At 67.2% G+C, this 26,473-nt stretch carries 21 protein-coding genes and 3 pseudogenes; 9 read left to right on the forward strand and 15 right to left on the reverse strand.

All coding sequences use genetic code 11. The features are described from left to right. Position 1 precedes the first annotated feature (1 nt). A complete protein-coding gene (locus G6N08_RS16890) occupies positions 2-1,945 on the reverse strand; it encodes a heavy metal translocating P-type ATPase (protein WP_163759145.1) in 1,944 nt (647 codons plus the stop codon). A 101-nt stretch (positions 1,946-2,046) separates the two neighbouring features. Here G6N08_RS16890 and G6N08_RS16895 point away from each other — a divergent pair, with 101 nt between their 5' ends. The 3 genes and pseudogenes from G6N08_RS16895 (at position 2,047) to G6N08_RS16905 (ending at position 3,713) form a co-directional block, all read left to right on the forward strand. Further along, a complete protein-coding gene (locus G6N08_RS16895) occupies positions 2,047-2,397 on the forward strand; it encodes an ArsR/SmtB family transcription factor (protein WP_163759146.1) in 351 nt (116 codons plus the stop codon). 16 nt (positions 2,398-2,413) lie between these two features. Beyond that, positions 2,414-2,823: pseudogene (locus G6N08_RS16900) on the forward strand (acyl-CoA dehydrogenase family protein); the annotation flags it as partial. Between the two features lie 323 nt (positions 2,824-3,146). Beyond that, a complete protein-coding gene (locus G6N08_RS16905) occupies positions 3,147-3,713 on the forward strand; it encodes a DUF5666 domain-containing protein (RefSeq protein WP_163759147.1) in 567 nt (188 codons plus the stop codon). An 88-nt stretch (positions 3,714-3,801) separates the two neighbouring features. On the opposite strand, the gene G6N08_RS16910 is transcribed toward G6N08_RS16905, so the two are convergent. Genes G6N08_RS16910 through G6N08_RS16940 form a run of 7 tightly spaced genes read right to left on the reverse strand, consistent with a single transcriptional unit; the run spans position 3,802 to position 10,130 of the window. Continuing rightward, entirely contained in the window at positions 3,802-4,149 is a 348-nt protein-coding gene (locus G6N08_RS16910; protein WP_163759148.1) for a metal-sulfur cluster assembly factor, read from the reverse strand. Then, positions 4,124-4,603 (reverse strand): Fe-S cluster assembly sulfur transfer protein SufU, encoded by a 480-nt coding sequence (gene sufU, locus G6N08_RS16915; protein ID WP_163759150.1) that lies wholly within the window; start codon positions 4,601-4,603, stop codon positions 4,124-4,126. Before sufU ends, G6N08_RS16910 begins: the two co-directional genes overlap by 26 nt. A gap of 3 nt (positions 4,604-4,606) precedes the next feature. Then, positions 4,607-5,860: a cysteine desulfurase gene (locus G6N08_RS16920; protein ID WP_163759153.1), complete on the reverse strand. Its 1,254-nt coding sequence runs from the start codon at positions 5,858-5,860 to the stop codon at positions 4,607-4,609. Position 5,861: 1 nt separating this feature from the next. After that, positions 5,862-6,644 (reverse strand): Fe-S cluster assembly ATPase SufC, encoded by a 783-nt coding sequence (gene sufC / locus G6N08_RS16925; RefSeq protein ID WP_163759155.1) that lies wholly within the window; start codon positions 6,642-6,644, stop codon positions 5,862-5,864. Beyond that, positions 6,641-7,846 (reverse strand): Fe-S cluster assembly protein SufD, encoded by a 1,206-nt coding sequence (gene sufD / locus G6N08_RS16930; protein WP_163759157.1) that lies wholly within the window; start codon positions 7,844-7,846, stop codon positions 6,641-6,643. Before sufD ends, sufC begins: the two co-directional genes overlap by 4 nt. Next, on the reverse strand, positions 7,843-9,294 hold the full coding sequence (gene sufB / locus G6N08_RS16935) for a Fe-S cluster assembly protein SufB (RefSeq protein ID WP_163759160.1): 1,452 nt from the start codon (positions 9,292-9,294) through the stop codon (positions 7,843-7,845). The genes sufD and sufB overlap by 4 nt, the downstream gene beginning before the upstream one ends. Beyond that, positions 9,291-10,130, reverse strand: a complete 840-nt coding sequence (locus G6N08_RS16940) for a helix-turn-helix transcriptional regulator (protein WP_163759162.1) — start codon at positions 10,128-10,130, stop codon at positions 9,291-9,293. Before G6N08_RS16940 ends, sufB begins: the two co-directional genes overlap by 4 nt. A 49-nt stretch (positions 10,131-10,179) precedes the next feature. Here G6N08_RS16940 and mptB point away from each other — a divergent pair, with 49 nt between their 5' ends. From mptB to G6N08_RS16955, 3 genes are read left to right on the forward strand one after another with little or no spacing between them, the layout of a single operon-like run. Then, positions 10,180-11,865, forward strand: a complete 1,686-nt coding sequence (mptB, locus tag G6N08_RS16945) for a polyprenol phosphomannose-dependent alpha 1,6 mannosyltransferase MptB (protein WP_163759164.1) — start codon at positions 10,180-10,182, stop codon at positions 11,863-11,865. A gap of 11 nt (positions 11,866-11,876) precedes the next feature. After that, entirely contained in the window at positions 11,877-12,809 is a 933-nt protein-coding gene (locus G6N08_RS16950) for an ABC transporter ATP-binding protein (protein ID WP_246216788.1), read from the forward strand. After that, complete coding sequence (locus G6N08_RS16955; RefSeq protein ID WP_163759166.1) at positions 12,806-13,582, forward strand: ABC transporter permease; 777 nt, start codon at positions 12,806-12,808, stop codon at positions 13,580-13,582. Before G6N08_RS16950 ends, G6N08_RS16955 begins: the two co-directional genes overlap by 4 nt. 78 nt (positions 13,583-13,660) lie before the next feature. Here G6N08_RS16955 and G6N08_RS21460 read toward each other — a convergent pair. Then, positions 13,661-15,431, reverse strand: a pseudogene (locus G6N08_RS21460) (IS1634 family transposase). A gap of 535 nt (positions 15,432-15,966) precedes the next feature. Here G6N08_RS21460 and G6N08_RS16965 point away from each other — a divergent pair. After that, positions 15,967-16,890 carry a COX15/CtaA family protein gene (locus tag G6N08_RS16965; RefSeq protein WP_163760800.1) on the forward strand — a complete coding sequence of 308 codons (924 nt, stop codon included), beginning with the start codon at positions 15,967-15,969 and terminating at the stop codon, positions 16,888-16,890. Here the strand turns inward: G6N08_RS16965 and G6N08_RS16970 are convergent. Continuing rightward, on the reverse strand, positions 16,846-17,517 hold the full coding sequence (locus G6N08_RS16970; protein ID WP_163759168.1) for a DcsG N-terminal domain-containing protein: 672 nt from the start codon (positions 17,515-17,517) through the stop codon (positions 16,846-16,848). The genes G6N08_RS16965 and G6N08_RS16970 overlap by 45 nt on opposite strands. 19 nt (positions 17,518-17,536) lie before the next feature. Here G6N08_RS16970 and G6N08_RS16975 point away from each other — a divergent pair, with 19 nt between their 5' ends. Further along, on the forward strand, positions 17,537-18,520 hold the full coding sequence (locus G6N08_RS16975) for a quinone oxidoreductase family protein (RefSeq protein WP_163759169.1): 984 nt from the start codon (positions 17,537-17,539) through the stop codon (positions 18,518-18,520). On the opposite strand, the gene G6N08_RS16980 is transcribed toward G6N08_RS16975, so the two are convergent. Beyond that, a complete protein-coding gene (locus G6N08_RS16980) occupies positions 18,517-20,058 on the reverse strand; it encodes a PPE family protein (protein WP_163760802.1) in 1,542 nt (513 codons plus the stop codon). The two genes, G6N08_RS16975 and G6N08_RS16980, sit on opposite strands and share 4 nt — an antisense overlap. A 161-nt stretch (positions 20,059-20,219) precedes the next feature. Continuing rightward, the gene (gene sigC, locus G6N08_RS16985) at positions 20,220-20,774 is read right to left on the reverse strand and encodes an RNA polymerase sigma factor SigC (RefSeq protein WP_163759171.1); all 555 of its coding nucleotides are present in this window, start codon (positions 20,772-20,774) and stop codon (positions 20,220-20,222) included. 68 nt (positions 20,775-20,842) lie between these two features. On the opposite strand from sigC, the gene G6N08_RS16990 reads away from it, so the two are divergent. Beyond that, complete coding sequence (locus G6N08_RS16990) at positions 20,843-23,101, forward strand: heavy metal translocating P-type ATPase (RefSeq protein ID WP_163759174.1); 2,259 nt, start codon at positions 20,843-20,845, stop codon at positions 23,099-23,101. A gap of 8 nt (positions 23,102-23,109) precedes the next feature. Here G6N08_RS16990 and G6N08_RS16995 read toward each other — a convergent pair. The 3 genes and pseudogenes from G6N08_RS16995 to G6N08_RS17005 all read right to left on the reverse strand — a co-directional run bounded on the left by G6N08_RS16995 (position 23,110) and on the right by G6N08_RS17005 (position 26,393). Then, a pseudogene (locus G6N08_RS16995) lies at positions 23,110-24,413 on the reverse strand (ISL3 family transposase). A gap of 271 nt (positions 24,414-24,684) precedes the next feature. Beyond that, positions 24,685-25,407 (reverse strand): DUF2275 domain-containing protein, encoded by a 723-nt coding sequence (locus G6N08_RS17000; protein WP_163759176.1) that lies wholly within the window; start codon positions 25,405-25,407, stop codon positions 24,685-24,687. 71 nt (positions 25,408-25,478) lie between these two features. After that, the gene (locus G6N08_RS17005) at positions 25,479-26,393 is read right to left on the reverse strand and encodes a heme o synthase (RefSeq protein WP_163759178.1); all 915 of its coding nucleotides are present in this window, start codon (positions 26,391-26,393) and stop codon (positions 25,479-25,481) included. Between the last annotated feature and the right edge of the window lie 80 nt (positions 26,394-26,473).

Here is a 26,473-nt window from a genome sequence, read left to right on the forward strand (position 1 = left end):
CTTAGCGCGCAGTCGACGCGCGCCGCCAGGCGCGGTTGGTCAACATCCGCATGCCGTTGAGGGCAACGATCACGGTGGAACTCTCGTGACCGGCCACTCCGAGCGGCAGCGGCAGGTTCCCGACCAGATCCCAGGTCACCAGGACCACGATGAACGTGGCCGCGATGACGAGGTTGGCGATCACCAACCGCCGCGCCCGGCGGGCCAGCGCGATGATCGTCGGAATGGTATGCAGTTCGTCACGGACGGTGACGCCGTCGGCCGTCTGCAGGGCGAGGTCGGCGCCGGCGGCGCCCATCGCCACCGAGGTGCGGGCCGCGGCCATGGCCGGGGCGTCGTTGACGCCGTCACCGACCACGAGCACCCGGTGACCGCCGTCCTGCATGCCGCGCACGGCGTCGACTTTCTGCTCAGGCAGCAATGCGGCGCGGACATCGCTGATGCCGGTGTGGTGGGCAACGTGCGTGGCGGCACGGGCATGGTCACCGGTCAGCAACACCGGCGGCGCACAGCTCAGCGTGGTCAGTGTGGTGACCGCGCGGGCGGCGTCGGGGCGGATCTGGTCGGTGAGTCCGAGCACACCGACCGGGAGGCCATCCAGCAGGACGAGCGCGGCGGTGGCCCCGCTGTCGTGAATCTGCGCCAGCTGGCGAGCCGCTATTCGCGGGCCAAAGCGTGGACTGCAGACCTCGACCTGGTGGCCCTGCACCACGGCGCGGACCCCGCAGCCCGGCAACGCGCGGAAGTCGTCGGCGGCCGGCACGCTGATCCCCCGCTCCCGGGCCGCCTCCACAATGGCCCGCCCGAGCGGATGTTCGCTGGATTGCTCTGCGGCGGCAGCCAGTTGCAGCAGACGGTGCCCGTCAACGCGATCAGGATCCAGCGGTTCGGCGGCGCACAGCCGCGGCACGCCGCAGGTCAGGGTTCCTGTCTTGTCCAACGCCACCATGCAGGTGTCGGCGAGGTGCTCGACGACAACCGCGGATTTGATCAGCACACCATGACGGCCGGCGTTGGCGATCGCCGACAGCAGGGGCGGCATGGTGGCCAGAACGACCGCGCACGGGGAGGCCACGATCATAAACGTCATGGCCCGCAACAACGCCGGCTGCAACGGCACACCCTGCAGCAGCGGAATAGCGAACAGGGCGACTGCGGCCGTCACCATGGCGACGGAGTAGCGCTGCTCGACCTTCTCGATGAACAGCTGGGTTTTGGCCTTGGTCGCCGAGGCTTCGGCCACCAGCTCCACGATGCGGGCAACAACGGTGTGCGACGGGTCCCGGGTGACCACGACCTGCAGCGCCCCCGACCCGTTGAGGGTGCCGGCGAACACCTCGTCACCCCCGGCCTTGGGCACCGGCAGCGCCTCACCGGTGATCGAGGACTGGTCGACGTCCGAGGAGCCGGAGACCACGACGCCATCCGCGGAGATGCGCTCTCCGGGGCGCACCAGCACCCGGTCGCCCACTGTCAGTGTGGCCACGGGCACCACCCGCCCACGGCCGCCGTCGTCGAGCACCACGGCGCGGTCCGGCGCGAGGTCGAGCAGGCCCTTAACCGACTCCTCGGTGCGTTTGGTGGCGACGTCTTCGAGCGCACCCGACGTGGCGAAGATGACGATCAGCAGAGCAGCCTCGAAAATCTGACCGATCGCGGCGGCGCCGACCGCTGCGACGACCATCAGCAGATCGACGTCTAACGTCTTGTCGCGCAACGCGCGCACACCTGCCCGTGCCGGTCCCCAACCACCGGTGACAGAGCAGGACACATACAGCACCCACCACACCGTCGCGGGGGTACCACCCAACTGGGCGGCCAGGCCGGCCGCGAACAGCACCAGCGCGGTCACCGCCCAGCGCACCGAGCCCACTCCGCGCACCGCACCCCACCAGCCGGCCGGCCGGCGATCATGCCGCGTCTGGTCGACGGTAGTCAAGGTCATGCCGGCAGCCTCGTCACAGATGGCGAAATCAGCTCATAAGTGTATACATGTCGAGATCTACATGCATGTATCTATTTGCGCTCCTGTGCTTGAATTGGCGTATGGGACATGGTGTGCAAGGACACACCCCGCCGGCCATCCTCGACGCCGCCGCGGCGGGCCCGGTCGCCGAGACATTGCAGGCCCTGGCCTCCCCCACCCGTTTGCTCATCTTGACCCGGTTGCGGCAATCGCCGTGTTCGGTCACCGACTTGTCCGCCGCGGTCGGGATGGAACAGCCCGCCGTCTCACACCAGCTTCGGCTGCTGCGCAACCTCGGCCTGGTGTGCGGAGACCGCAACGGCCGCAACATCGTTTACCGTCTCTACGACAACCACGTTGCCGCGCTGCTCGATGAAGCCGTCTATCACATCGAGCACCTGCGCCTGGGCGCCCGCGACGCCACCGCCTAACCGCGCATCGGGATCCACTCGCTCGTCGTGCAGCACCGCACCGCGCGTGGCGATCATCGCCCACCCGGATGCGCGTCGCAGCCTGATGTTTCGGGGACAGATCCGGACATGGCGCGCAGCATGGCCGATTTGCTGTTCCCGGCGGTCAAGGGGGCGGGCTCAGAACGGGCTTAGGAAATGTTGACCGAGTCGCTGCAAACACTGGGCGGGTCGGGCTATGTGGCCGATTACCCGATCGAACAGTACATCCGCGATTCCACGATCGATTCGCTCTACGAGGGCACCACCGCCATCCAGGCGCTGGACTTCTTTTTCCGCAAGTTTTTCCGCAAGTTTTTCCGCAAGATCGTCCGCGACCGCGGCCAGGCGGTGGAGCAGGTGACGTCGCAGATCGCCCGCACCATCGACACCGGCGACGAGCAGATCATGTGTGTTCCGGAGAGCGCCTTCTCAGCGCACCCGGGCGCATACACAGCGCTTTCACAGCTTAACAGCGGCTGATAGCTTCACCACCGAGGGTGAAACCCGCCCTACTGCCGGCATCCGCACCGGCCAACCCCACGATCGGAGAATTGATGCCCACGATGTGCCGCACCCGCCGACCCGCTCGACTCACCAGTCTCACGATCGCTGCGGCGATCGCCCTGTCTCTGGCCGGGTGCGGTACATCGAATAAACCTGCCCCGTCAGCAAGCCCGGCGAGCTCCCCGGCGCGGGGACGGCAGCAGGTCGCGGGCCTGGTCGCGGCGGTGTCCGGCAGCACCATCCAGATCCGGCAACAGAGCGGGTCCGCCACCGTCGATCTGACCCCGTCGACCACGGTCACCGAGATCACCCCGGCGCAGCTGACCGACGTCACCGCCGGCAGCTGCGTCAAGGTGCGGCCCACCCGGGAGAGCACCCACGACAGCACCGCGATCACCGCACAATCCGTGCAGGTGAGCCCGGCTGCCGACGGCCAGTGCCGGCAGCCGAAACAACCGCCGGCACGGTCGGCTACCACGCCGTCGGCTCCGTCGTCGAGAGCACCCGCCAGGCATCCGGCCGTCCAGGGCACTGTCGCCTCGGTCAGCGGAAACACCATCACCGTCACCGGCCCCGACGCCTCGCAGACCACCGTGACCGTCACCGACGCAACGACATACACCAAGCAGATAACGGCCACCGCGCAAGCGATCGCGCAGGGCACGTGCATCGTCGCGCGGGGAACCGCAGGAGCCGGCGGCGCGCTGCAGGCGACGACCGTCACGGTGCGCCAGGCCACTGACGGCGGCTGCCCGCAGCCGGGCGAACAGCATCACGGCCACGGCGGCTAAGGTGACCGGCGCGCCCGTCGCGGGCCTTGCCGGCGTCAGCACCTCCGGCCCGGACAAACCCTGCCGGACGGCTTCGCTCGGAAGATGATCACACGGTGAACCCGAGAGCACGCAACTGCTCGCGGCCCTCGTCGGTGATTTTGTCCGGCCCCCACGGGGGGTTCCACACCCAGTTGATGCGCAAATCGTCGACCAGTCCGCTGCCGATCAGCGCGGTCCGCGACTGGTCTTCGATGATATCGGTCAGCGGGCAGGCCGGCGAGGTCAGTGTCATGTCGATGAGCGCGACGGTTCCCTCCCCGCTGTGCTCCACGTTCAGGCCGTAGACCAGTCCCAAATCGACGACGTTGATGCCTAATTCGGGGTCGACGACATCACGCATCGCCTCCTCGACCTCGGCGAGCAAGTCGTTATCCGCTGCTGCAATGTCGCTCATCGTCAACCTCCTTGAAGTCGCCAGTCGCCTGCATGAGCGCGTCTTTGAAGGCCATCCATCCGAGTAGCGCGCATTTCACCCGCGCCGGATATCGGGCCACCCCGGCGAATGCGATCCCGTCACCCAGGACATCCGGATCACCCGCCACGGTGCCACGCGAGGACACCATTTCGGTGAACGCGTCGACGGTCTTCAGCGCCTCACCCACGCTTCGGCCAATCACCTGCTCGGTGAGCACCGAGGTGGACGCCTGGCTGATCGAACACCCCTGCCCGTCATAGGAGACATCAGCGATGTGCTCGCCGCCGGATAACGTGACCCGCAGGGTGACCTCGTCGCCGCAGAGCGGGTTGACGTGGTACACCTGCGCATCGAACGGCTCACGAAGACCGCGGTGTTGCGGATGCTTGTAGTGATCGAGGATCACGTCCTGATAGATCTGCTCCAACCGCACGGTTCACGCTCCGCCGAAAAAGTCCACTGCCCGCCGTACGCCAGCGACCAGGCGTTCCACCTCCTCGAAGGTGTTATAGACCGCGAACGACGCTCGCACCGTGGCCGCCAGGCCCAATCTGTGGTGCAGCGGCAATGCACAATGGTGCCCGACGCGCACCGCGACACCGTCGTCGTCGAGCACCTGACCGACGTCGTGCGCATGCACACCGTCGACGACGAACGACACCGGCGATCCGCGGTTTTCCGTCGACACTGGTCCGACGATCCGCACCCCCGTGATACCCGACAACCCTTCGAGCGCAGCCGCGACCAGCCGGCGTTCGTGGGCTTCGACGGTATCCATACCGATGCCACCCAGATACCGTGCCGCCGCGGCCAGACCGACCACCTGCGATGTCATCGGCGTGCCGGCCTCGAACCGTTGCGGCGCCGGTGCGTAGGTGCTCGCCTGCATACTCACCGTTTCGATCATCGAGCCGCCGGTGAGGAACGGTGGCATCGCGGCGAGAAGCTCGCGGCGGCCGTAGAGGACGCCGATACCGTTGGGGCCCAGCATTTTATGGCCCGAAAATGCAGCGAAGTCGACGTCGAGCGCATGGAAGTCGACCGGCTGGTGCGGCACCGACTGGCAAGCGTCGAGCACGGTCAACGCGCCGACGGCTTTGGCGCGGGCGACCAGTTCGCCGACCGGGGCCAGTGCGCCGGTCACATTCGAATGATGGGTGAATGCAACGACTTTGACACGCTCGTCGAGTTCCAGCGAATCCAGGTCGATGCGGCCATCGTCGGTGATGCCGTACCAGCGCAGGGTGGCTCCGGTGCGCCGGGCGAGCTCCTGCCACGGGACGAGATTGGCATGGTGCTCCAGCTCAGTGGTGACGATGATATCGCCGGGCCCGACGGAATGCTCGAAGCGGTTGTCGCCGAACGCATATGACACCAAGTTTAGTGCCTCGGTGGCGTTTTTGGTGAACACCACCTCGTCGGCGTCGGCGCCGGCGAATGCCGCGATGTCGGCGCGCCCCTGCTCGTAGGCGTCGGTGGATTCCTCCATCAACTGGTGTGCACCACGGTGCACTGCCCCGTAGGAGGTGGTGAGAAATTCCCGCTCGGCGTCGAGCACCTGCACCGGACGTTGGGCCGTCGCCCCGGAATCCAGGTACGCCAACGGCTTCCCGCCGCGCATCACGCGCTGCAGAATGGGAAAGTCAGCGCGAAGCGCAGCGAGGTCGAGCGGCGCCACCGAGGTCGTCATCTCAAGCCCCCGCGGCTGCTGTTTGCGTGAAGCGCACGTATCCGTTCTGGTCAAGCTCGTCGGCCAGTTCCGGCCCGCCGGATTCAACGATGCGGCCACCGATGAACACGTGCACGAACTGCGGGTGGATATACCGCAGGATGCGGGTGTAGTGCGTGATCAGCAGGATGCCGCCGTGCTCGGTTTCGGCGTAGCGGTTCACCCCGGTGCTGACCACCCGCAACGCGTCGACATCTAAGCCGGAGTCGGTCTCGTCGAGGATGGCGATCTTGGGTTTCAGCAGCATCAGCTGCAGGATTTCGTGACGTTTTTTCTCCCCGCCGGAAAACCCCTCGTTGACATTGCGTTCGGCGAACGCCGGGTCGATGCCGAGGGAGTCCATCGCGGAGCGGACCTCTTTGACCCAGTGCCGCAGTTTGGGGGCTTCGCCGCGAACCGCGGTGGCGGCCGAACGCAAAAAGTTCGACATCGACACACCCGGCACTTCCACGGGATACTGCATCGCCAAAAACAACCCGGCCCGTGCACGCTCGTCGACGCTCATGTCCAAGACGTTTTCGCCGTCCAGTGTGACCGACCCGGACGTCACCCGGTATTTGGGGTGACCGGCGATGGCATAGGACAGCGTGGACTTGCCCGACCCGTTGGGTCCCATCAATGCGTGCGTCTCGTCGGAGCGCACGGTCAGGTTGACACCGGTGAGGATCGGGATTTCGCGCTGGCCGTCCGACGTGTTGGGATTGTCAACGCTGACGTGCAGATCTTTGATTTCCAGGGTCGTCATGAGACTGTTGTCTTCTCCGTGATGGCCAGTTCGTGTTCGATGGCGGCGGTCAGGCGCTCGCGGACGTCGGGCACTGAGATCTTGGAGATGATCTCGCCGAAGAAGCCACGCACCACCAGCCGGCGGGCCAGCTCTTCGGGAATACCGCGCGAGCGCAGGTAAAACAGTTGCTCGTCATCGAATCGTCCGGTCGCACTGGCGTGTCCGGCGCGGACGATCTCGCCGGTCTCGATCTCCAGGTTGGGCACCGAGTCGGCGCGCGCGCCGTCGGTGAGCACCAGGTTGCGGTTCACCTCGAAGGTGTCGGTGCCGGCCGCTTGGGGACGGATCAGCACGTCGCCCACCCACACGGTATGCGCATCCGGCCGCGGCGATGTTGGATCCCCTTGCAGCGCACCCTTATACAACACATTCGATGTGCAGTCGGGCTGTGCGTGGTCGATCAGCAACCGCGACTCCAGATGCTGGCCGTCGTCAGCGAAGTACAGGCCCAGCAGCTCCGCGTCGCCGCCCGGGCCGTCGAACCGCACCCGACCCGTCAGCCGCACCAGCTCCCCGCCGAGGGTGACCGCGACGTGGCGCAGCACCGCGTCCTTGCCCAGTGCGGCGTGGTGCATGCTCACGTGCACGGCGTCATCGGCCCAGTCGGCGATGCACACCACGGTGAGCCGGGCGGCGTCGGCCACGACGAATTCGACGTTGTCGGCGTAGGTTCCGCTGCCCTGCTGGTCAATCACCACAACCGCATCCGCCAGCTCCCCGACGCGCACCTGCAGATGGCCGTAGGCCGTCGCCCCCTCCCCCGGCCCGGTGACTCGAACGTCCACCGGGTCGGTGGTTCGCGTATCAGCCTCCACGGTGACGATCGTCGCTGAGTTGAACGACGAAAACGCCTGGGCTGCAACACGGTCCGCGGGAACACCGCCCTGCCCGAGCCGCTGGTCGCCGCGGTGCACCCGCTCCACCCGCGCACCGGCCTGCTCTGTCACGGTGATCTGGGCGCTCCCGGTCGCCGGCGCAGACCCGTCATGCAGGCCGCGCAGCCGCCGCAGCGGGGTGAAACGCCAGATCTCGTCGCGGCCACCGGGAACCTCGAAGGCGTCGACGTCGAACGAGGTGAACTGCTCACCCTTGTTCAATGCGGTGAGCCGGGACCTCTCCGGTGATTGCGCTGAGGTCTCGGCCAGATTCTGGGCCGTCATCCGACTGCGCCCTCCATCTGCAGTTCGATCAGCCGGTTGAGCTCCAGCGCATATTCCATGGGCAGCTCTTTGGCGATCGGCTCGACGAAACCGCGCACGATCATCGCCATCGCCTCGTCCTCGGTCAGCCCGCGGCTCATCAGGTAGAACAGCTGGCTTTCGCTGACCTTGGACACCGTGGCCTCATGCCCCATGGTGACGTCGTCCTCGCGGATGTCGACATAGGGGTAGGTGTCGCTGCGGCTGATCGTATCGACCAGCAGCGCATCGCATTTCACACTCGAGCGCGAACCGTGCGCACCCTTGTTCACCTGCACCAGGCCGCGGTAGGAAGTGCGGCCGCCGCCGCGGGCCACCGACTTGGAGACGATCGTGCTCGAGGTGTTGGGCGCCAGGTGCAGCATCTTGGCGCCGGCGTCCTGATGCTGGCCCTCACCGGCGAACGCCAGCGAGAGCACCTCGCCCTTGGCGTGCTCACCGGTCATCCACACCGACGGGTACTTCATGGTGACTTTGGAGCCGATGTTGCCGTCGATCCATTCCATGGTGGCACCCTCTTCGGCGCGGGCCCGCTTGGTCACCAGGTTGTAGACGTTGTTCGACCAGTTCTGGATGGTGGTGTAACGGCAGCGGGCGTGCGGTTTGACGATGATCTCCACCACCGCCGAGTGCAGCGAATCCGACTTGTAAATGGGAGCTGTGCAGCCTTCCACATAGTGGACATACGCACCTTCGTCGACGATGATCAGTGTCCGCTCGAACTGGCCCATGTTCTCCGTGTTGATCCGGAAGTAGGCCTGCAGCGGGATCTCGACGTGCACGCCGGGCGGGACGTAGATAAAACTGCCGCCACTCCACACCGCAGTGTTCAGCGCGGAGAATTTGTTGTCCCCGGCGGGGATCACGGTGCCGAAGTACTGCTTGAACAAGCTCTCGTGCTCGCGCAGCCCGGTGTCGGTGTCCAAAAAGATAACGCCTTGAGCTTCAAGGTCTTCCCGGATTTTGTGATACACCACCTCGGACTCATACTGAGCCGCCACACCGGCGATCAGCCGCTGCTTCTCGGCTTCCGGGATGCCCAGCTTGTCGTAGGTGTTGCGGATATCGGCGGGGAGGTCATCCCAGGTTGCGGCCTGCTTTTCGGTGGAGCGCACGAAGTATTTGATGTTGTCGAAGTCGATGTTTTCCAGGTTGGCGCCCCACCCGGGCATCGGTTTGCGCTCAAAGATACGCAGCGCCTTCAGCCGGTTCTCCAGCATCCACTCCGGCTCGTTCTTCTTCGCCGAAATGTCGCGGACCACCTCTTCGGAGAGCCCACGCCGCGCGCTGGCGCCCGCGACATCAGAATCCGCCCAGCCGTAGCCGTACCGGCTCAGCGCGGCGATCGTCTGATCCTGGGTCAACGGCTCGGCGACGGGTGCGGTGACCTCCGGGGTACCAACGGTCATATCGAGGCTCCTTCAACGCTCGTGGTGGTGCGGCGCGGGCTGGGCGCCGCGATGCGGTCAGTCCTACGGGTGCCCAGTGCCGGGGTGAGCGGCACATGGGTGGTGCAGGCGCAGTCGCCGTTGATGATGGTCGCCAGCCGCTGCACGTGGGTGCCCAGCACCTCGGCCATGGCCTGCTGCTCGGTTTCACAGAGCTCGGGGAATTCCTCGGCGACATGGGAGACCGGGCAGTGATGCTGGCAGATCTGCACACCGTGAATCGGTGGCCCGACCCGCGCGGTGGTGGCCACATACCCGGCCTTCGTGAGCGCGGCGGCGATCCGCTGGGCGGCCGCCTCGACATCGGCGTCGGCGTTGCTTTCCGCAGCCCCGACATCGGCCAAGATGCTGTCAATGCGTCGCCGGGCGAAACTGCGCACCGCGTCTTCGCCGCCGATCTCCCGGAGTTGACGCATAGCCGCCGAGGCTAAGTCATCGTAGGCGTGGCCGAGTTTGGCCCGGCCGGCCGCCGTCAGCCGATAGCGTTTCGCCGGGCGCCCGCGCCCTGTCTGCTGCCAGGCCGCCGCACCGATGGATTCGGCCTCACCGGCCTCGATCAGCGCGTCGAGATGGCGCCGCACCCCAGCTGCCGATAGACCGAGCCGGTCGCCGATCTCCCCGGCGGTGACCGGTCCGGCCTCCAGCAGCAAGCCCACGACAGCACGGCGGGTGTGCCCGTCGTTCGGCACGGCTGTCACGGCGGCGGACGGCGTTCCCCCGCTCGTGACGTCCGGCGCGAATTTCACAACACAAGTGTGACAAAATTCCCGCGGTGGGTCTAGCAAGGTCAGCCTCATCGAGGGTTACGCCGGTCACAGCCCCGTCGGCCCCGGTTACGCTGCTGTGATGGCAGCGCGCCATCAGACGCTGAGCTCATCGATCGCCCGCTGGCACGGAGACGAGCAGGCCGTGGGCTCGCCGCTGAACGACAGCGAGCTGGTCGCCCTGCAACGCACCCGCTTGTTCGGCGCCACCGGGACCGTATTGATGGCAATCGGCGCGCTGGGTGCCGGGGCGCGACCGGTGATCCAGGATCCCACCTTCGGGGTCCGGCTGCTCAACCTGTCGTCGCGAATCCAGACCGTGTCGCTGACGATGACCACGACCGGCGCGGCCATGATGGCGCTGGCGTGGCTGATGCTGGGCCGGTTCGCGCTGGGCCACCGGCGGATGTCCCGCGGCGAGCTGGACCGCACGCTTCTGTTGTGGGCAATGCCCCTGCTGGTGGCGCCGCCCATGTACAGCAAGGATGTCTACTCTTACCTGGCGCAGAGCCAGATCTCCCGCGAGGGACTCGACCCCTACCGGGTCGGCCCGGCGTCGGGCCTGGGCCTCGGCCACGTGTTCACGCTCTCGGTGCCCAGCCTGTGGCGCGAGACCCCCGCACCCTATGGTCCGCTGTTTCTGTGGATAGGACGCGGAATCTCGGCGCTGACCGGGGAAAACATCGTCGCGGCGGTGCTATGTCACCGGCTGGTGGTGTTGGCCGGGGTGGGCCTGATCGTGTGGGCCACACCGCGGCTGGCCCGGCGGTGCGGGGTCGCCGAGGTCAGCGCGCTGTGGCTGGGCGCCGCCAATCCGCTGCTGATCATGCATCTGGTCGCCGGTATTCACAATGAGGCGCTGATGCTTGGGCTGATGCTCACCGGCACCGAATTCGCGTTGCGCGGCGTGGATGCTCCCCTGCGGGTGCCGGCGCGGTGGCGGCACACCCGGCGATCGGATTGGGCGCCGCTGGGCATGCTGGTCTTCGGTGTGGTGCTGATCACGCTGTCGTCACAAGTGAAACTGCCCTCGTTATTGGCGCTGGGATTTGTCGCGATGGCCCTGGCTCATCGCCAGGGCGGCGGACTGCCGGCGTTTGTGGTGGTCAGCATCACGATGGCGGGGTTGTCCTTTGCGGTCATGGCGATCGTGGGGTGGGCCAGCGGTCTCGGTTTTGGCTGGATTTACACGCTGGGCACGGCCAACGTGGTGCGCAGCTGGATGTCACCGCCGACCCTGCTGGCGCTCGCGACCGGCCAGGCCGGAATCCTGCTCGGGCTGGGTGATCACACGACGGCTGTGTTGTCGCTGACCCGCAGCATCGGAGTGCTGATCATCGCGGTGATGGTGGGCTGGCTGCTGTGGTTAGTGCTCCGCGGGCGGCTGCATCCGGTGGGGGGTCTCGGTGTCGCGTTGGGGGTGACGGTGTTGTTGTTCCCCGTGGTGCAGCCCTGGTACGTGCTCTGGGCGGTGATCCCGCTGGCCGCCTGGGCCACCCGTCCGGGCTTCCGAATCGCGGCAATCGCCGTCACATTCGTGGTCGGCGTGTTCGGCCCGACCGCCAACGGCGACCGCTTCGCGCTGTTTCAGATCCTGGACGCCACCGTGGCGAGCACCCTCATCGTGGTGGTGCTGATCGCGCTGACCTCGACGTGGTTGCCGTGGCGGCGCCTACCGAGCGAGGACAGCGACATGCTGGGCGACACGCTCGGCGATGCGGCACCCGCCACGCAGACCCGGCAACCCAGTACGGTGCCCGGCGCCTAGGCTGATATCACGTGAGCTCGGACTCCACAGTCCCGGTGCGACTGCGTGGGGTGTGCAAGCGGTACGGGTCCGCCACGGCAGTCGCCGGCCTCGATCTCGACGTGCACACCGCCGAGGTGTTCGCGCTGCTGGGCCCTAACGGTGCGGGTAAGACGACAACGGTCGAAATGTGCGAGGGCTTTCTGCGCCCCGACGCCGGCACCATCGAGGTGCTGGGCTTGGATCCGATCGCCGACAACGCGCGGCTGCGCGCCCGAATCGGAGTGATGCTGCAAGGCGGAGGGGGCTACCCGGCCGCCCGCGCCGGCGAGATGCTCAACCTGGTGGCTGCCTACGCCGCCGATCCGCTGGATCCGCGTTGGCTGATGGAAATCCTGGGTCTCACCGAGGCGGCGCGCACCACTTACCGGCGCCTGTCCGGCGGACAGCAGCAGCGCCTGGCGCTGGCCTGTGCCCTGGTCGGCCGCCCTGAACTGGTGTTTCTCGACGAACCCACGGCCGGAATGGACGCCCATGCCCGCCTTGTGGTGTGGGAGCTGATTGACGCGCTGCGCCGTGACGGGGTGACCGTGGTGCTGACCACCCACCATCTCCGCGAGGCTGAGGAACTCGCCGACCGGCTTGTCATCATCGATCACGGGGTGGCGGTGGCCTCCGGAACACCCGCTGAACTGATGCGCACCGGCGCCAAAGACCAGCTGCGGTTCACCGCACCACCGCGGCTGGACTTGTCACTGCTGGTCGCGGCCCTGCCTGAACACTACAAAGCCGCCGAAGTGACTCCCGGCGACTACGTGGTCGAGGGCCCGATCGACCCGCAGGTGCTGGCGACGGTCACCGCATGGTGTGCACAGATCGATGTGCTGGCCACCGACATGCGGGTAGAGCAACGCAGCCTTGAAGATGTTTTCCTCGACCTGACCGGCAGAGAATTGCGGCCATGACAGACATCCGGTTTCCCGCAGGCACGTTCACCCCCAATCCGCGCCCGAACACGGTGCCCCGGATGCTGGCCGCGCAGTCCGCGCTGGAGTTGAAGCTGTTGTTGCGCAACGGTGAGCAACTCTTGCTGACCATGTTCATCCCGGTCACGCTGCTGGTGGGGCTGACGACCCTGCCGCTCGGCTCGTTCGGTCACCACCGCGCTGCGACATTTGTGCCGGTGATCATGGCACTGGCGGTGATCTCCACCGCATTCACCGGCCAGGCCATCGCGGTCGCGTTCGACCGGCGCTACGGCGCCCTCAAACGGCTGGGGGCCACCGCGCTGCCGGTCTGGGGAATCGTCGCCGGCAAGTCGCTGGCGGTGGTCGCGGTCGTGTTCTTACAGGCACTCTTGTTGGGCGTCATCGGCGTTGCGCTGGGCTGGCGGCCCGGTGTGGCGGCTCTGGGGTTGGGTGCGCTGATCATCGCGCTGGGCACCGCGGCCTTTGCCGCCCTGGGGCTGCTGCTGGGCGGCACACTGCGGGCCGAGATCGTGCTGGCGATCGCCAACTTGCTGTGGTTCGTTTTCGCCGGTTTCGGTGCCCTGACCCTGGAGACGGCCATGGTCCCCCCTGCGGTCACGTGGGTCGCGCGGCTGACCCCCTCGGGAGCGCTCTGCGAGGCGCTGTCGCAGGCGATGGCGCTGTCGGTGGACTGGGTGGGTGTCACCGTCCTGGCCGTGTGGGGAGTATCGGCGGCACTGGCTGCTCTGCGCTGGTTCCGGTTCGTTTAACCCGAAGTTGCGACTGTTTGGGTGGCTGATCTGGGCTTTGGGGTGGGGATTTGGTGGTTTTTGGTGGGTTGGGTCTGACTACGCGGCGATGGTGAGGGGTATGGTGACCCCGATGAGGTCGAAGGCGCGGCGTTGTTCGGGTGTTGGCTGGGTGAGTGTGTCGATTTCGATGTTGGTGTGGTGGTAGCGGATTTGGTTGCGGGTCAGGGTGGCCAGGTGGTCGAGCAGGGCGCGAAAGCTCCGCGGGTGCCGTGGGGGTTTGTTGGCGGGAGGCTTTGGCTTTCGCGGCTGGTGAGCGTTGGGCGGGCGCGACGGGGTTGTCGCGAGCTGGTGGGTGTTCGTCGGTGTAGGTCAGCGGTGCCCAGGTTTTACGCAAGTGCCAGGTCAGATAGCAGGCCAGCAGGCAGATCAGCACGTGGGCTTTGACACGGTCGGACAGCCGGTGGTGGATGGGCCGCAGGTCGAGGTCGTCGGTTTTGATGCTGCGGAAGTCGCGTTCGAGGTGGGCGAGGTTCTTGTAGCTTTGCACCACGGCGGGGCGTCGAGGTCGGCGGCGGGCACGCAAGTGCGCAGCACGTAGATGCCATCGAGGGCGGCTTCGGCGGCGATGGCGGCCTCATCGCGCCCGTAGGTGAAGCCGGTGTCGGTGATCTGGTAGCGAAAATGCTTGCCCACCTTGTATTTATTGATGACTTTCCCGACGGCTTCTCCGATGCGGGCCGCACCGGTGAGGGTTCCGCGATCGACCCGCTCGGCGATACGGGCCAGCAGCGCCTGGGTCGCGGCCAACAGTTCGGCGCGTTTGCGGGCGCGCTCGGCGGCCAGGGCGGGGTTGCGGCAGGCGATCAGCCGCTCGCCCGGGTAGTCGGGGTGGGTGATCTCGGCGAGGTCTTGGATGTCGAACAGGCTCATCTGCAGCGGCCCGTCGTCGGCGGCGAGTTTGGTGATCGCCGGGGGCGCGCAGCGCGGTGATCCACCCGAACCCGGCGCCGGTGTCGTTGAGTTTTTTGATCGCCTCGATGCGCGCGCGGGTGATCATCCCGCGATCACCCACCAGCACCAGCTGGGTCAGCCCAAACCTGGTTCGGATGACGTCGACGATCTCGGTGAAGGCGAGCGGGTCGGCGGTGTCGCCGGGAAACACCCGCACCGCCACCGGGCGCCCGGCCGCATCGGTGAGCACCCCGTAGGTGATCTGGGGAAGTCCCTTTTTGCGGTCGCGGGAATACCCGCGGGCGGCCAGCTCGCAGCAGCGCCCGGTCACCCACGAGCTGGTCAGGTCAAACAACGCCATACGCGACGGGTTCACATCGCGACCAAGGTGTTTGGCAACAAGCTTTTTTTCGATCACGTCTTGGCGGGCCAGCAGCCAGTCCATCGCGGCATACACCTCGTCGGTGGATGCGCCGGCGATGGCCAGGTCGGCTCCCAGCGTGGTGTCGGCCCAGCGCGACAGCGTCGCCAGCTTAGAGCCCGGGTGAATCACCCGGGAGATGATCAATCCCAGCACGAGATCGCGGGACCGGCAGGGCGGTCCCAAAAGCGCCGGCAAGCCAAGCTGGCGGGCCATCGCCGCCACGGCGGCCACATGCCCGTGCGGCAGCGCCCGCGTCACCGTGAATTCATCGTCGGCGGGCACCAGGGTATGCCCCTTCAACGTCGCCTCCAGCGCGGCGATCGCCGCCGGGGGCAGCGTGGACAGGTTGGCCACCGTCTCGTTACGCACCGTGGGCCCATCACGGTAGGTGCGGCGCAGCAGCACCGACTCATAGATCCGTTCGCTGCCCTGCTTATCCACGTGAGTCTTCCTCACTCTGACTACGTGGGCCTTCATCGGGCTACGCGGCATAGCCACAAGTATAGACGCTTTACACCAGAATACTCGGAACAACACACATAAATTCGTGACTACAAATTCAGGCCAGGTCCATGCCCAAAATGTCAGCTCAAACGGCTAATCCCCGATCAGAACCCGCCGCAACTTCGGTTTAACCTAGCCGAGGACTGACACCTCACTGAGATCTCACGAAGCACAGCTGCCTCTTGTGTCGCTCGACCCGGTATGGCTACCTGTTTTCACCCGATGTCGTATGCGATATCCCGTCGTGGGCCTGGACCCAACCGGGCCGCCGCAGGGCGAGCTCAGCGGCAACGGGAGGCCCATACAGGCCTACAGAGGCGCCTCGACAAGCAATGACACACGCACCGCAGGAAGCGTGGTATCGCATATGCCATTTTCCGGCAGCATGCTCTGCCGGCGTGGCGTCACAGGTGAGGCTGGTGAAGTCGGTGGGTGAAGTGCCGATTGCCGCAAACTCTACTACAGTGTGTCGTTCGTGGTGACGCACGATCGGGCGGTACCCGGTGCACGGTTGCTGCTGCGGCTGGTTGACCTGCTGCCCAACCCCAGCCCGCGCGCCCAGCGGGCCATCGCCGCGACTGTCATCCTGACCCAGGGCGGTATCACCGTCACCGGGGCGATCGTCCGCGTCACCGCGTCCGGATTGGGCTGCCCGACGTGGCCGCAATGTTTTCCGGGCAGCTTCACCCCGGTGGCGGTCGCGGAAGTGCCCCGGGTGCACCAGGCGGTCGAGTTCGGCAACCGGATGATCACCGTCGGCGTGGCAGTCGCCGCGGCGCTGGCCGTGCTGGCCGTCACCCGGGCACGCCGGCGCGCCGAGGTGCTCATCTACGCGTGGCTGATGCCGGTGTTCACCCTCGTGCAGGCGGTGATCGGCGGTGTCACCGTGCTCACCGGCCTGCTGTGGTGGACAGTGGCCGTTCACCTGTTGGCCTCGATGACGATGGTGTGGCTGGCGGTGCTGCTCTACGTCAAGATCGGCGAGCCCGATGATGGGGTCATCCGCTCCCGCGTCGTCACACCGCTGCGGGGGCTCACAGCGCTCAGCGCGCTGACCCTGGCCGCGGTGCTCATCACCGGCACGCTGGTGACCGGGGCGGGCCCGCACGCGGGCGATCGCAGCGCCACCCGGCCGGTGCCGCGACTCAGGCTCGAGATCACCACGCTGGTACACCTCCACTCGTCACTGCTGGTGGCCTACCTGGCGCTGCTGGTGGGGCTGGGCTTCGGGTTATTGGCGGTGCGCGCCCCCCGGCCGGTGTTGGCGAGGCTGGGGGTGCTGCTGCTTCTGGTCTGTGGGCAAGCGGTAATCGGGACCGTGCAATTCTTCACCGGCGTGCCGGCAGCGCTGGTTGCCCTGCACGTGGGGGGCGCGGTGTTGTGCACCGCGGCCACGGCAGCGTTATGGGCGTCGATGCGCGAACGGGCCCAGCCCCAGCCGCTGTAGGGCCGCCGAAACGCACACCGCGAAGCGCCGCTGGCCGTTGGCGCGTGCTGTGTCGGTCAGCGACCGCCAACCCAACGACGGTGCCACCAGATCCAGGCTCACCAGCCTTGCCCCGCTTCGCGTGCCGGTCACATCGGCCCGGGCGTAGAGCATCTCGACGGCGCGCACGCCGACCCGGTCGGCTGCCGCCTGCAACGCGGCCCGGCCGACGTCCCACAGCTCGTCATCGACCTCGACCGCCGACTTGTCGGCAAACGCGTGGGATTGCTCCCCACCGAGAAAGACCAGCGCCGTCTGGTCTCCCGGTACCGGCACGTAAGCCGTCGGCACTCCGGCACGTCTCAGGTCGCGCAGGTATTGCCGGTCGACGTTCCAGGCGAGCACATCAGGCGCATTGAGCAGGTTCGGCACCCGTTTCGTCCACGCGAGGAAATCGCGCAGCCGCCCGCGGTAATCCGTGGCTGCCCGCAGGATCACCAGATCGGCATGCACAGTGGCCGGGTCCTGCCAGGACCTCCACCGCGCATGCAGCCCGCGCCGGCGCAACGCGGCAATCAGGCCCGCGTCGTCACCGGGGCCTGCCAGCACAATGCGCGGGTGGAATAGGTCGGGCCGGGCGCGCTTCATGTGCGGGCATGATAGTCAGATGCATGCCATCGAAGTCGCTGAACACGGTGGGCCCGACGTTTTGCGCTACGTCGAAAAACCCGACCCCTCTCCCGGCCCCGGCGAACTGCTGATCAAGGCCGAGGCGATCGGTGTCAACTTCATCGACACCTATTTTCGTTCCGGGCAATATCCGCGTGACACGCCGTTCATCCCCGGTATGGAAGTCTGTGGCACGGTCGCCGGACTGGGCGCGGGCGTGACGGGTTTTTCTCCCGGGGAGCGGGTCGTGACTGCCAACGCGTCCGGCGCATACGCCGAACTGTCCACCGCACCAGCGGAGTTCACAGCCAAAGTTCCCGAGGACGTCAGCCCCTCCGAAGCGGCCTCAGTGCTGCTGAAGGGGCTGACCGCGCATTATCTGCTGAAGTCGGTCTACCAGGTGCAGTGGGGCGACACCGTGCTGGTGCACGCCGGCGCCGGCGGTATGGGGCTGATCCTGACCCGGTGGGCCGCGCACCTGGGCGCCACGGTGATCACCACCGTGTCCACCGACGCGAAAGCCGAAGTATCCCGGCAGGCCGGTGCCAGTGCGGTGCTGTCCTATCCGGACCCGGCCAAGCCCGGCGAGTTCGGCGCCCGGGTGCGAGAGCTCACCGACGGCCAGGGTGTGCAGGTGGTGTACGACGGGGTCGGCGCCACCACGTTCGACGCCAGCCTGGCCAGCCTGGCTGTCCGCGGCACCCTGGCCCTGTTCGGCGCTGCCAGCGGCCCGGTCCCGCCGGTCGACCCGCAACGGCTCAACGCCGCCGGCTCGGTATACCTGACCCGGCCAAAGCTCGCCGATTTCACCCGGACAGGACAGGAATTTCGTTGGCGCGCCCAGGAATTAATGGATGTGATTAACTCCGGAGCCCTGACCGTCACCGTCGGGGCCAGCTATCCGCTCCGGCAAGCCGCCCAGGTGCACCGAGACCTACACGAGCGCAACACTATTGGTGCGATTGTCCTCCTGCCCGGCTAGCGCTGTGTTTCCCCTGCACCGTCGGGATCCCACGTGCCCGGCACTATCGGCACCGCGGGGCCGCCGAATTCGCCGCCGGCGAGCGTGATCAGGCCGGCCGCCTGCCGTGGGGTGCCCTGACCCGCCACGCCGGCGAACCCCATCCGTGCGGCACCCGCGCCCGACTCCGCCGTCGAGGTGAGCGGCTCCTCATCCAGCGGCCCGCCCCAGTCCGGGTCAACCGCGATATTCATCGCCATGACCTCCGCCCCGCGCCCGCGCCGCTTAGCCCGCCGGGGCCGTAACGCCCGCCCCTGTTCCCGGGTGACGGCCGCAACCGGGTCAGGCTGCGGCGCCTTGCGGTTGGCACTGGCGCCGGCGCTCGCGCGCATTCCCGAGCCAAACCCGATACCCGGAGGGCCCACCACATAAGGCGGCACAAAACCCGCCCCAGTCGCCGCAGTCGGGGGCACCGGCGCAGCACCAACGACGGTGCTCGCTGTGGCCGCCGGCGCAGCTGCCGGCGTTGAGGCGGGCACTGTAATCCCCGGTGCGGCAATGCTACTCGCGACGCTACTCGCGACCGTCGGCACACCGGATGCCGCGGGTGCGGCCGCCGCGGCGGGAGCCGTGATCGCTTCGGGCTGAACACCGGCCAGCGCGCTGGGGACCATCCCCGCGAAGCCTCCGCCCGATCCGGCCGGCACGGTGAACGGAAGTGCCGTCGTTTCCGGAAAGTACTGAACGGCTTGGAGCGCGTGGCCGAACTCGTCTGAGACCAGTCCCGGGATATCGTACGAAAGTTGCGTGAGCCCCTGGGCCGGGTTGTGCTCGATCAACTGAATGTCCCGCACCAGGGTCTCAGGAACCTCGAGTAATCGATTGATCCACCAACTCAAGTCGTACGGGTCACCGGCGTCATTGTCGATAATGGGCAGTATCCCGTCGGTGGGGTTGCCCTTACCACCGAATTCGGCACCGGTTGTGCCGGGGCCGGTCTGGACCCCATGACCGTATCCGGAATTTTGGATCTGCGGCGCCGCACCGGTGTGCGGCGTCGACGCCACCGCGGTGCTGGACACGGCGTGATAGGTGCTCATGGTGGTGGCGGCCTGCACCCACATCCGCGCATAGTCTGCCTCGTTTAACGCGATCGGAATCGTGTTGATCCCAAAGAAATTCGTCGCCACCAGCACCGCATGGGCGGCATGGTTGGCCGCCAGCTCGGCCAGGCTCGGCATGGTCGCCACCGCCGTGGTATAGGCGCCGGCTACCGTCTCGTGCTGCGCGGCCGCCGCCGCGCTGATGGCGCTGGCCCGCAGCAACCACATCAGGTACGGACCGTGCGCGGCCACATACGACTCCGCGCTGGGGCCCTCCCACACCCGCGCCTGCACCGCCGCCAACACCGCACTGAGTTCATCTGCTGCTGAAGCGTATTCAGCACTCAACGAATTCCACGCCGCGGCGGCAGCCAATAAAGGACCCGCACCCGGACCGGCGCTCAACAGCGCCGAATGCACCTCTGGCGGCAATGCCATCCAGACCGGAACCGGCATCATCGGCCAGCACCCCGGCAGCGCAACCTCATCTCCTCAGCTCCCAGCCATCACGCCGAATACCGGATCGTCAGCAATAGTCGGTGCAGAAGCGCCAAAGTTCCCGCACGGGACAGCCACTGTCGACCGTGGCCACGGCCGAGCCACCGGGGCGGTGATTTTTAGCCGGTCAGGTTGTCACGCTGCAGGCTGGTGCGCAGGTCGTCGCGTGCCCGGGCAACTCGTGATCGGATGGTTCCGACCGGGCAGCCGCACACCGCCGCTGCCTCGGCGTAGGAAAGTCCCAGCACCTGGGTCAACAGCAGGGCGTGGCGGCGGTCGGGGTCAAGACCGTTCAGCAGCAGCCGGACTTCCACGATGTCCTCGAAACCGTGGCGCGGGTGCTCGATGGGCACGATAGCGTCGAGATCAGACCGGACGGCTGGGCGCGGTCGCCTTCGCCTGCCGCGGATGTGATCGATCACCACCCGCCGCGCAATGCTCAACAGCCAGGTGCGGGCCGACGATCGACCGGCGAAGCGGGGCAGCGAGCCGATCGCGCGCAGGAATGTCTCCTGAGTGAGATCGTCTGCGCTGTCAACATCGGCCAGATACGCCACGGCCCGCCACACGTCCTGGTGGGTCGCCTCGATGAACCGCTGAAGCGCCTCTGCATCACCACGCCCGGCGGCCAGGGCCAGCGAGGTAAGTTCGTCATTGCCGCCGTGGACGTCCACGAGTCCCGACCTTATCCGGTCCCCCGGGACGCATCGGCGGACCTACCGCGTGGTGAGGAAGACGACGCATGACCACCGCCCTCGCGCACGACCCGGACAGCCCGCAGGTACAGCGCATCGAACTGGAGATCTTCGGAATGACCTGCGCCGGATGCGCCGACCGGGTGGAACGCCGGCTCAACAAGGTTGATGGTGTGCGGGCATCGGTGAACGTCGCGACCGGGATCGCCACCATCGATGTCCTGGGCAGCGTCAGCGCTGACGCGCTGTATGAGGTCGTACACCAAAGCGGCTATCGGGCGCGGCCGCGGCGGCCGCTGCTGGCTTCAGCCGACGATCCGCATACCGCGCGCGCCCGCGACCTGCTGCGCCGGCTTGTCATCGCCGTGGTGTTGTTTGTGCCGCTGGCCGCGCTGTCAGTGCTGTTCGCGATGGCGCCCGGCACCCGCTTCACCGGATGGCAATGGTCGCTCGTCGTGCTCGCCGCGCCGATCGTCACCTGGGCGGCATGGCCGTTTCACCGGGTGGCCGCCGCGAACCTGCGTCACGGCAACACCAGCATGGAGACCTTGATCTCCACCGGGATCACCGCCGCCAGCGTGTGGTCGCTGTCCACGATCGTCGTTCATCACCACATACGTGCCCCCGCGGGTATCTGGCCGGCGATCACGGGTGCCCACTCCGGCTACCTGGAGGTGGCCGCCGGCGTGACGGTTTTCGTGCTCGCCGGCAGATACGTCGAGGCGCGTGCCGGATCGACGGCCGGCGGGGCATTGCGGGCCCTGGCGGCGCTGAGTGCCAAAGAGGTGTCGGTGCTGCTATCCGACGGCACCGAGATGCTGTTACCGGCCGGCGAACTCAAAGAGCAACAGAAATTTGTGGTGCGTCCGGGCGAGCGGATCGCCGCCGACGGCCTGGTGGTCGAGGGCGAGTCGGCGATCGACATGAGCCCGCTGACCGGCGAAACCCGTCCGGTGTATGCCCGCCCCGGCGCCAGCGTCATCGGCGGTACGGTCGCGCTCAACGGGCGCCTGGTGGTCGAGGCGGGCGCCGTCGGTGCCGACACCCACGTCGCCGCCATGCTGCGCGTGGTGCACGAGGCCCAGGCCGGCAAGGCCAATGCGCAGCGCCTCGCCGACTGTGTCGCCGGGGTTTTCGTGCCCGGAGTGCTGGTCATTTCGGTGCTGACGGCGGCGGTGTGGCTGCTTGTCGCCGGCAGTCCCGAGCACGCGGTGTCTGCCGCGCTGTCCGTTCTGGTGATCGCCTGCCCGTGCGCCTTGGGCCTGGCGACGCCCACCGCGTTGCTGGTGGCCTGCGGACGGGGCGCGCAGCTGGGCATCTTCCTCAAGGGCCATCGCGCGCTGGAAGCCACCCGCCGCATCGACACCGTCGCCTTCGACAAAACCGGCACCCTGACGGTCGGCCGTCTCACCCTGACCTCGGTCACCGCCGCGCCGGGCTGGGAGGGCGCTGAGGTGCTCGCCCTGGCGTCAGCGGTGGAGGCCGCTTCAGAACACCCCGTCGGGGTGGCCATCGTGGCTGCCAGCGATCGGCCGGCACCGCCGGCTGAAGACTTCCACGCTGTCCCGGGGTGCGGTGCCGTGGCAACGGTGAGCGGCCGCTGCGTCACAGTAGGACGACCGGCGTGGGTGGCTCGGCCCGGTGCTGTTGACGCAACCCTGGTGGCAGCGCGGCGTGCCCACGAATCCCGCGGGGAGACCGTGGTTTTCGTCGCGGTGGACAATCAGGTGTGCGGTGCGATCACGCTTGCCGACGTGGTGAAGGAGTCCGCCGCGCCCGCGGTGACGGCGCTGCGCCGCCGCGGCCTGCGCACGATCCTGTTGACCGGTGACAACGCCGCTACCGGGCAGGCGATCGCTGAGCAGGTGGGTATCGGCGAAGTGATTGCCGAACTGCGCCCGGAGGGCAAAGTCGACATCGTCGAACAGCTCCGCGACCGTGGCCATGTCGTCGCCATGGTCGGCGACGGCATTAATGACGGACCGGCGCTGGCGTGCGCAGATCTGGGACTTGCCATTGGCCGCGGCGCCGATGTCGCCCTCGGCGCGGCCGATGTGATCCTGGTTCGCGACAGCCTGGAGTTGGTCCCACAGGCTCTCGACTTGGCCCACGCGACCGTCCGCACCATCTGGGTGAATATGTTCTGGGCGTTCGGCTACAACATCGCCGCGATTCCGATCGCCGCCGCGGGTCTGCTGAATCCGCTCATTGCGGGCGCCGCGATGGCGTTGTCGTCGTTCTTCGTGGTGTCCAATAGTCTTCGGTTACGTCAGGGTGGTCGCGAACACCGCCATTCGTGCGCATAATCGGCTCTTCATGATTGAGGGTGTAGTTGGGGTCTGAATCCGCCGGTTTCTAGTAGTGATCGGGCGATGTAGTTGGTGAGGTTGCGAAATCCGAGGGCGGAGCCGCGCAGGTGTTCGAGTCGGCCGTTGATGGCTTCGGTTGGGCCGTTGCTGGTTCCAGGCCGGTCGAAGTAGGCCAGGATGTCGCCGGCCCGTTTCTTCAACGTGCGGCCCAGTGTGATGAGCTCGCGCAGGGCTTTGGGGACGCCACGGCTGAGGGTGTCGATCACGGCCTGCATCATCGCGCGGCCCTTGGCCCGGTTGGGTTCGCGGTAGGCAGCGACGGTGCGCTGATAGATCGTCCAGGTGGCTTCAACCTCGACATGGGCGTCGGCGGCGAACAGGGCGTGCAGCCGGATCTTCTGTTTGTCGGTGAGCAGGTCGGCGCCGGTGTGTAGGGTGTGCCGGCAGGCGTAGAGCGGATCGGTTTTGCGGCCACGGTGCCCGCAGGTGTCCAGCTGGACGCGGCGTCGGCACTCATCGAGGGCGTCACCGGCGAGCCGGACCACATGGAAGGGTCCATCACCGCGACCGCTTCGGGCAGTTCGTCGCTGGTGGCGGTCTTGAACCCGGTGAATCCGTCCATCGCAACGACTTGCACGCCGTCACGCCAGGATTTGGGCCGCTCAGCTAGCCAGGTCTTGAAGGCCTGTTTGGAGCGTCCTTCGACCATGTCGAGCAGCCGAGCAGGACCGGTTCCGTCGCGCACCGCGGTCAGATCGATGATCACCGTGACGTGCTTGTCGCCTTTGCGGGTGTGGCGCCACACGTGCTCGTCGACGCCGATGACGCGCACACCGTCGAACCGGCCGGGATCGTCGATGAGCACGCGCCGGCCTTCGGCCAGCACCGCGCTGTTGGCGGTGTTCCACGACACCCGAGGCCTTCAGCGACTCGTGCCACGCTCAGGTGTTGACACACCAGGGCTTCCAAGGCCCAACGCAGAGCCCGTCGCGACAGCTTGGCCCGCGGCTCGGCCGCAGCACTGCTGTCTTGGCGCCACACATGCGCACAGCCGGCACACCGGTAACGGCGCACGGTGACCAGCAAGGTCGTCGGCCGCCACCCGAACGGCTCATGCGCCAATTCCCGAGTGACGGTGTCGCGGGGTGCCCTGTTCCCCGCAGCGGCGACACCACGAGTCGTCATCGACGATCCGGCACGCCAGCACCGCCCGATCAGCCTGCAGGCGTTGGCCGGTCACCTCCAGCCCGAGCTCATCAAGGCGGCAGAACATGGTCAGATCGGGGCAAGCGAAGGTAGCGTCAGGCACGTCGAGGTCTTCTGATAGGCAGTATGGAAACTCCCATCATCAGAAGACCTCGACCCCTATCCCGGCAGCGACGCGCCGACCACCTCTACACCCTCAACTGCGAAGAGCCGCATAATCTCTCGATCGATCTCTCGATCGCTGCCGCATGACACGGTGCGCATCGCAGCCAGCGCCCGCAAACATCACGCCAGCGGCGAAACCTGTTGCGGCGGCTTGACAGCCTCGGGCTGCGTGTCGTCGACGCATCCGCCGCGCCGTAGTGCGCAGCCGATCACGCCGCCGAATCGTCGGTCGGCCGCAGATGTCCTCGCCGCCGGCCCCGAGCAGCCCGGTCCGGCAGGGTGATACCGCCTTCCTCGTCAGCCCGGGCCCGCCCGGGCACCCGGTCGGGGCTGTCGAAAAACCACACCAAAAACGCCAATACCGTTGCGGCCCACACCGGAAGATGGCTCAGCACGCGAACGGTGGTGACCTGGCCGGAAAGGTCGTCGCTGATGACGTAGCCGACCAAGACCACGGCGAAAACCGCCAGCACGCACGACAGGCCGGGCGCCGCCCGCGGCCAGGCCGCCGCGACAAGCATGCCCGCGCCGACAGCGAATGACCAGGCAGTGGATTCGTTGAGCAGATGCGCGCCGGTCATCGTACCGTGGCGGCCGGCCACCATACCGAAGTCGACACCGGCGCTTTGCGCAATGGCCAGCATGATGTGGACGAGACCGGCGAACGCCAGCGCGGCGCGGGCCCAATACCGCAGTCGCCATGTCATCGCGCGCTCAGCCCGCCGCGGCAATGACGTGTCGGGTACGGCGGGGGCCAGTTTCGGCCTGCCGGTCATGCGGCGAAGCACAAGGGACTGGTCACGGACATCGGCAAACCACGCCCGGCAGTGCGGGCACGACGCCAGATGCTCATCGACGCGGGCCGGCGGCACCGGCTCGCGCTCACCGTCCAGCCGCGCGGAAAGGGCCTCACGCGCGACATCGCAATCCACATATCACAGTCTGCATCCTCGCGTATCCCGGTGGGAGCGGCCCGCCCTTGCCGACGCGGGCCGGAGCAGGCTCACACCAGGGTCGGCAATGCGATCGCAGAGTCCAGCGCCAACGCGCAGAACACCACCGCGAGGTAGTTATTCGACTGCAAAAACAGCCGCAGCGGCTGGATCGGCGCGCCGCGGCGTACCCCGGCATACAGCTGGTGCGCCATGGTCACAAACCACGTCCCCGCCAGCACGGCGACCGCCGCGTACAGCCAGCCGGCGGCCAGCGCCAGCACCAGTGTCGCCAGCACCGTCAGCCAGGTGTAGACCACGATGTGCCGCACGACCCGGCGTTCGGTGGCGACGGCCGGCAGCATCGGCACACCGGCCGCCTTGTAGTCGTCCTTGTAGCGCATGGCCAATGCCCAGGTGTGCGGGGGCGTCCAAAAGAAGATGATCGCGAACATCACCAGCGCCGGCCAGCCGATGGTTCCGGTGACCGCCGACCAGCCGATCATCACCGGCATGCACCCGGCCGCCCCGCCCCACACCACGTTTTGCCACGTGCGCCGCTTCAGCAACAGCGTGTAGACGAAGACATAGAACGCGATGGTGGCGACCGCCAGCAGCCCCGACAACAGGTTGGTCGTCCACCACAGCCAGAAAAACGAGGCGACACTCAACGTCAGCCCGAACACCAGGGCGTTTGTCATCGGCACCGCCGCCCGTGCCAGCGGCCGCCGGGCAGTCCGCGTCATGACCTTGTCGATATCGGCGTCGGCCACGCAGTTGAGCGTGTTGGCTCCCGCCGCTGCCAGCATTCCGCCGATGAGGGTGTTGAGGATCACCAGCGGGTGAACAGTGCCGCGGTGGGCGAGCAGCATCGCTGGTATCGCGGTGACCAGCAGCAGTTCAATGACCCGGGGCTTGGTCAGCGCCAGGTAGGCCAGCGCCGTGCCCCAGCGCCGGTTCAGCGCGACGTGCCCGCGAACGCTCACGCAATTACTCCTCGGGTACTCCTCGGGTCGCACCAGCGCGCGGCTTCTACTACAGACGATGGTAGACGGCCGGGCGCTGG

Source organism: Mycobacterium botniense (assembly GCF_010723305.1).
In the GTDB taxonomy this organism is placed as follows: domain Bacteria; phylum Actinomycetota; class Actinomycetes; order Mycobacteriales; family Mycobacteriaceae; genus Mycobacterium; species Mycobacterium botniense.

Excerpts from the sequence above, each read along its gene's own strand:
- G6N08_RS16980 (WP_163760802.1), bottom strand. The coding sequence starts at position 20,058 with ATGCCGGTTCCGGTCTGGATGGCATTGCCGCCAGAGGTGCATTCGGCG.
- sufC (WP_163759155.1), bottom strand. The coding sequence starts at position 6,644 with ATGACGACCCTGGAAATCAAAGATCTGCACGTCAGCGTTGACAATCCC.
- G6N08_RS16940 (WP_163759162.1), bottom strand. The coding sequence starts at position 10,130 with ATGAGGCTGACCTTGCTAGACCCACCGCGGGAATTTTGTCACACTTGT.
- G6N08_RS16990 (WP_163759174.1), top strand. The coding sequence starts at position 20,843 with ATGACCACCGCCCTCGCGCACGACCCGGACAGCCCGCAGGTACAGCGC.
- G6N08_RS16895 (WP_163759146.1), top strand. The coding sequence starts at position 2,047 with ATGGGACATGGTGTGCAAGGACACACCCCGCCGGCCATCCTCGACGCC.
- G6N08_RS16890 (WP_163759145.1), bottom strand. The coding sequence starts at position 1,945 with ATGACCTTGACTACCGTCGACCAGACGCGGCATGATCGCCGGCCGGCC.
- G6N08_RS16955 (WP_163759166.1), top strand. The coding sequence starts at position 12,806 with ATGACAGACATCCGGTTTCCCGCAGGCACGTTCACCCCCAATCCGCGC.
- G6N08_RS16975 (WP_163759169.1), top strand. The coding sequence starts at position 17,537 with ATGCATGCCATCGAAGTCGCTGAACACGGTGGGCCCGACGTTTTGCGC.
- sufD (WP_163759157.1), bottom strand. The coding sequence starts at position 7,846 with ATGACGGCCCAGAATCTGGCCGAGACCTCAGCGCAATCACCGGAGAGG.
- mptB (WP_163759164.1), top strand. The coding sequence starts at position 10,180 with ATGGCAGCGCGCCATCAGACGCTGAGCTCATCGATCGCCCGCTGGCAC.
- G6N08_RS16970 (WP_163759168.1), bottom strand. The coding sequence starts at position 17,517 with ATGAAGCGCGCCCGGCCCGACCTATTCCACCCGCGCATTGTGCTGGCA.
- sufB (WP_163759160.1), bottom strand. The coding sequence starts at position 9,294 with ATGACCGTTGGTACCCCGGAGGTCACCGCACCCGTCGCCGAGCCGTTG.
- G6N08_RS16920 (WP_163759153.1), bottom strand. The coding sequence starts at position 5,860 with ATGACGACCTCGGTGGCGCCGCTCGACCTCGCTGCGCTTCGCGCTGAC.
- G6N08_RS16910 (WP_163759148.1), bottom strand. The coding sequence starts at position 4,149 with ATGAGCGACATTGCAGCAGCGGATAACGACTTGCTCGCCGAGGTCGAG.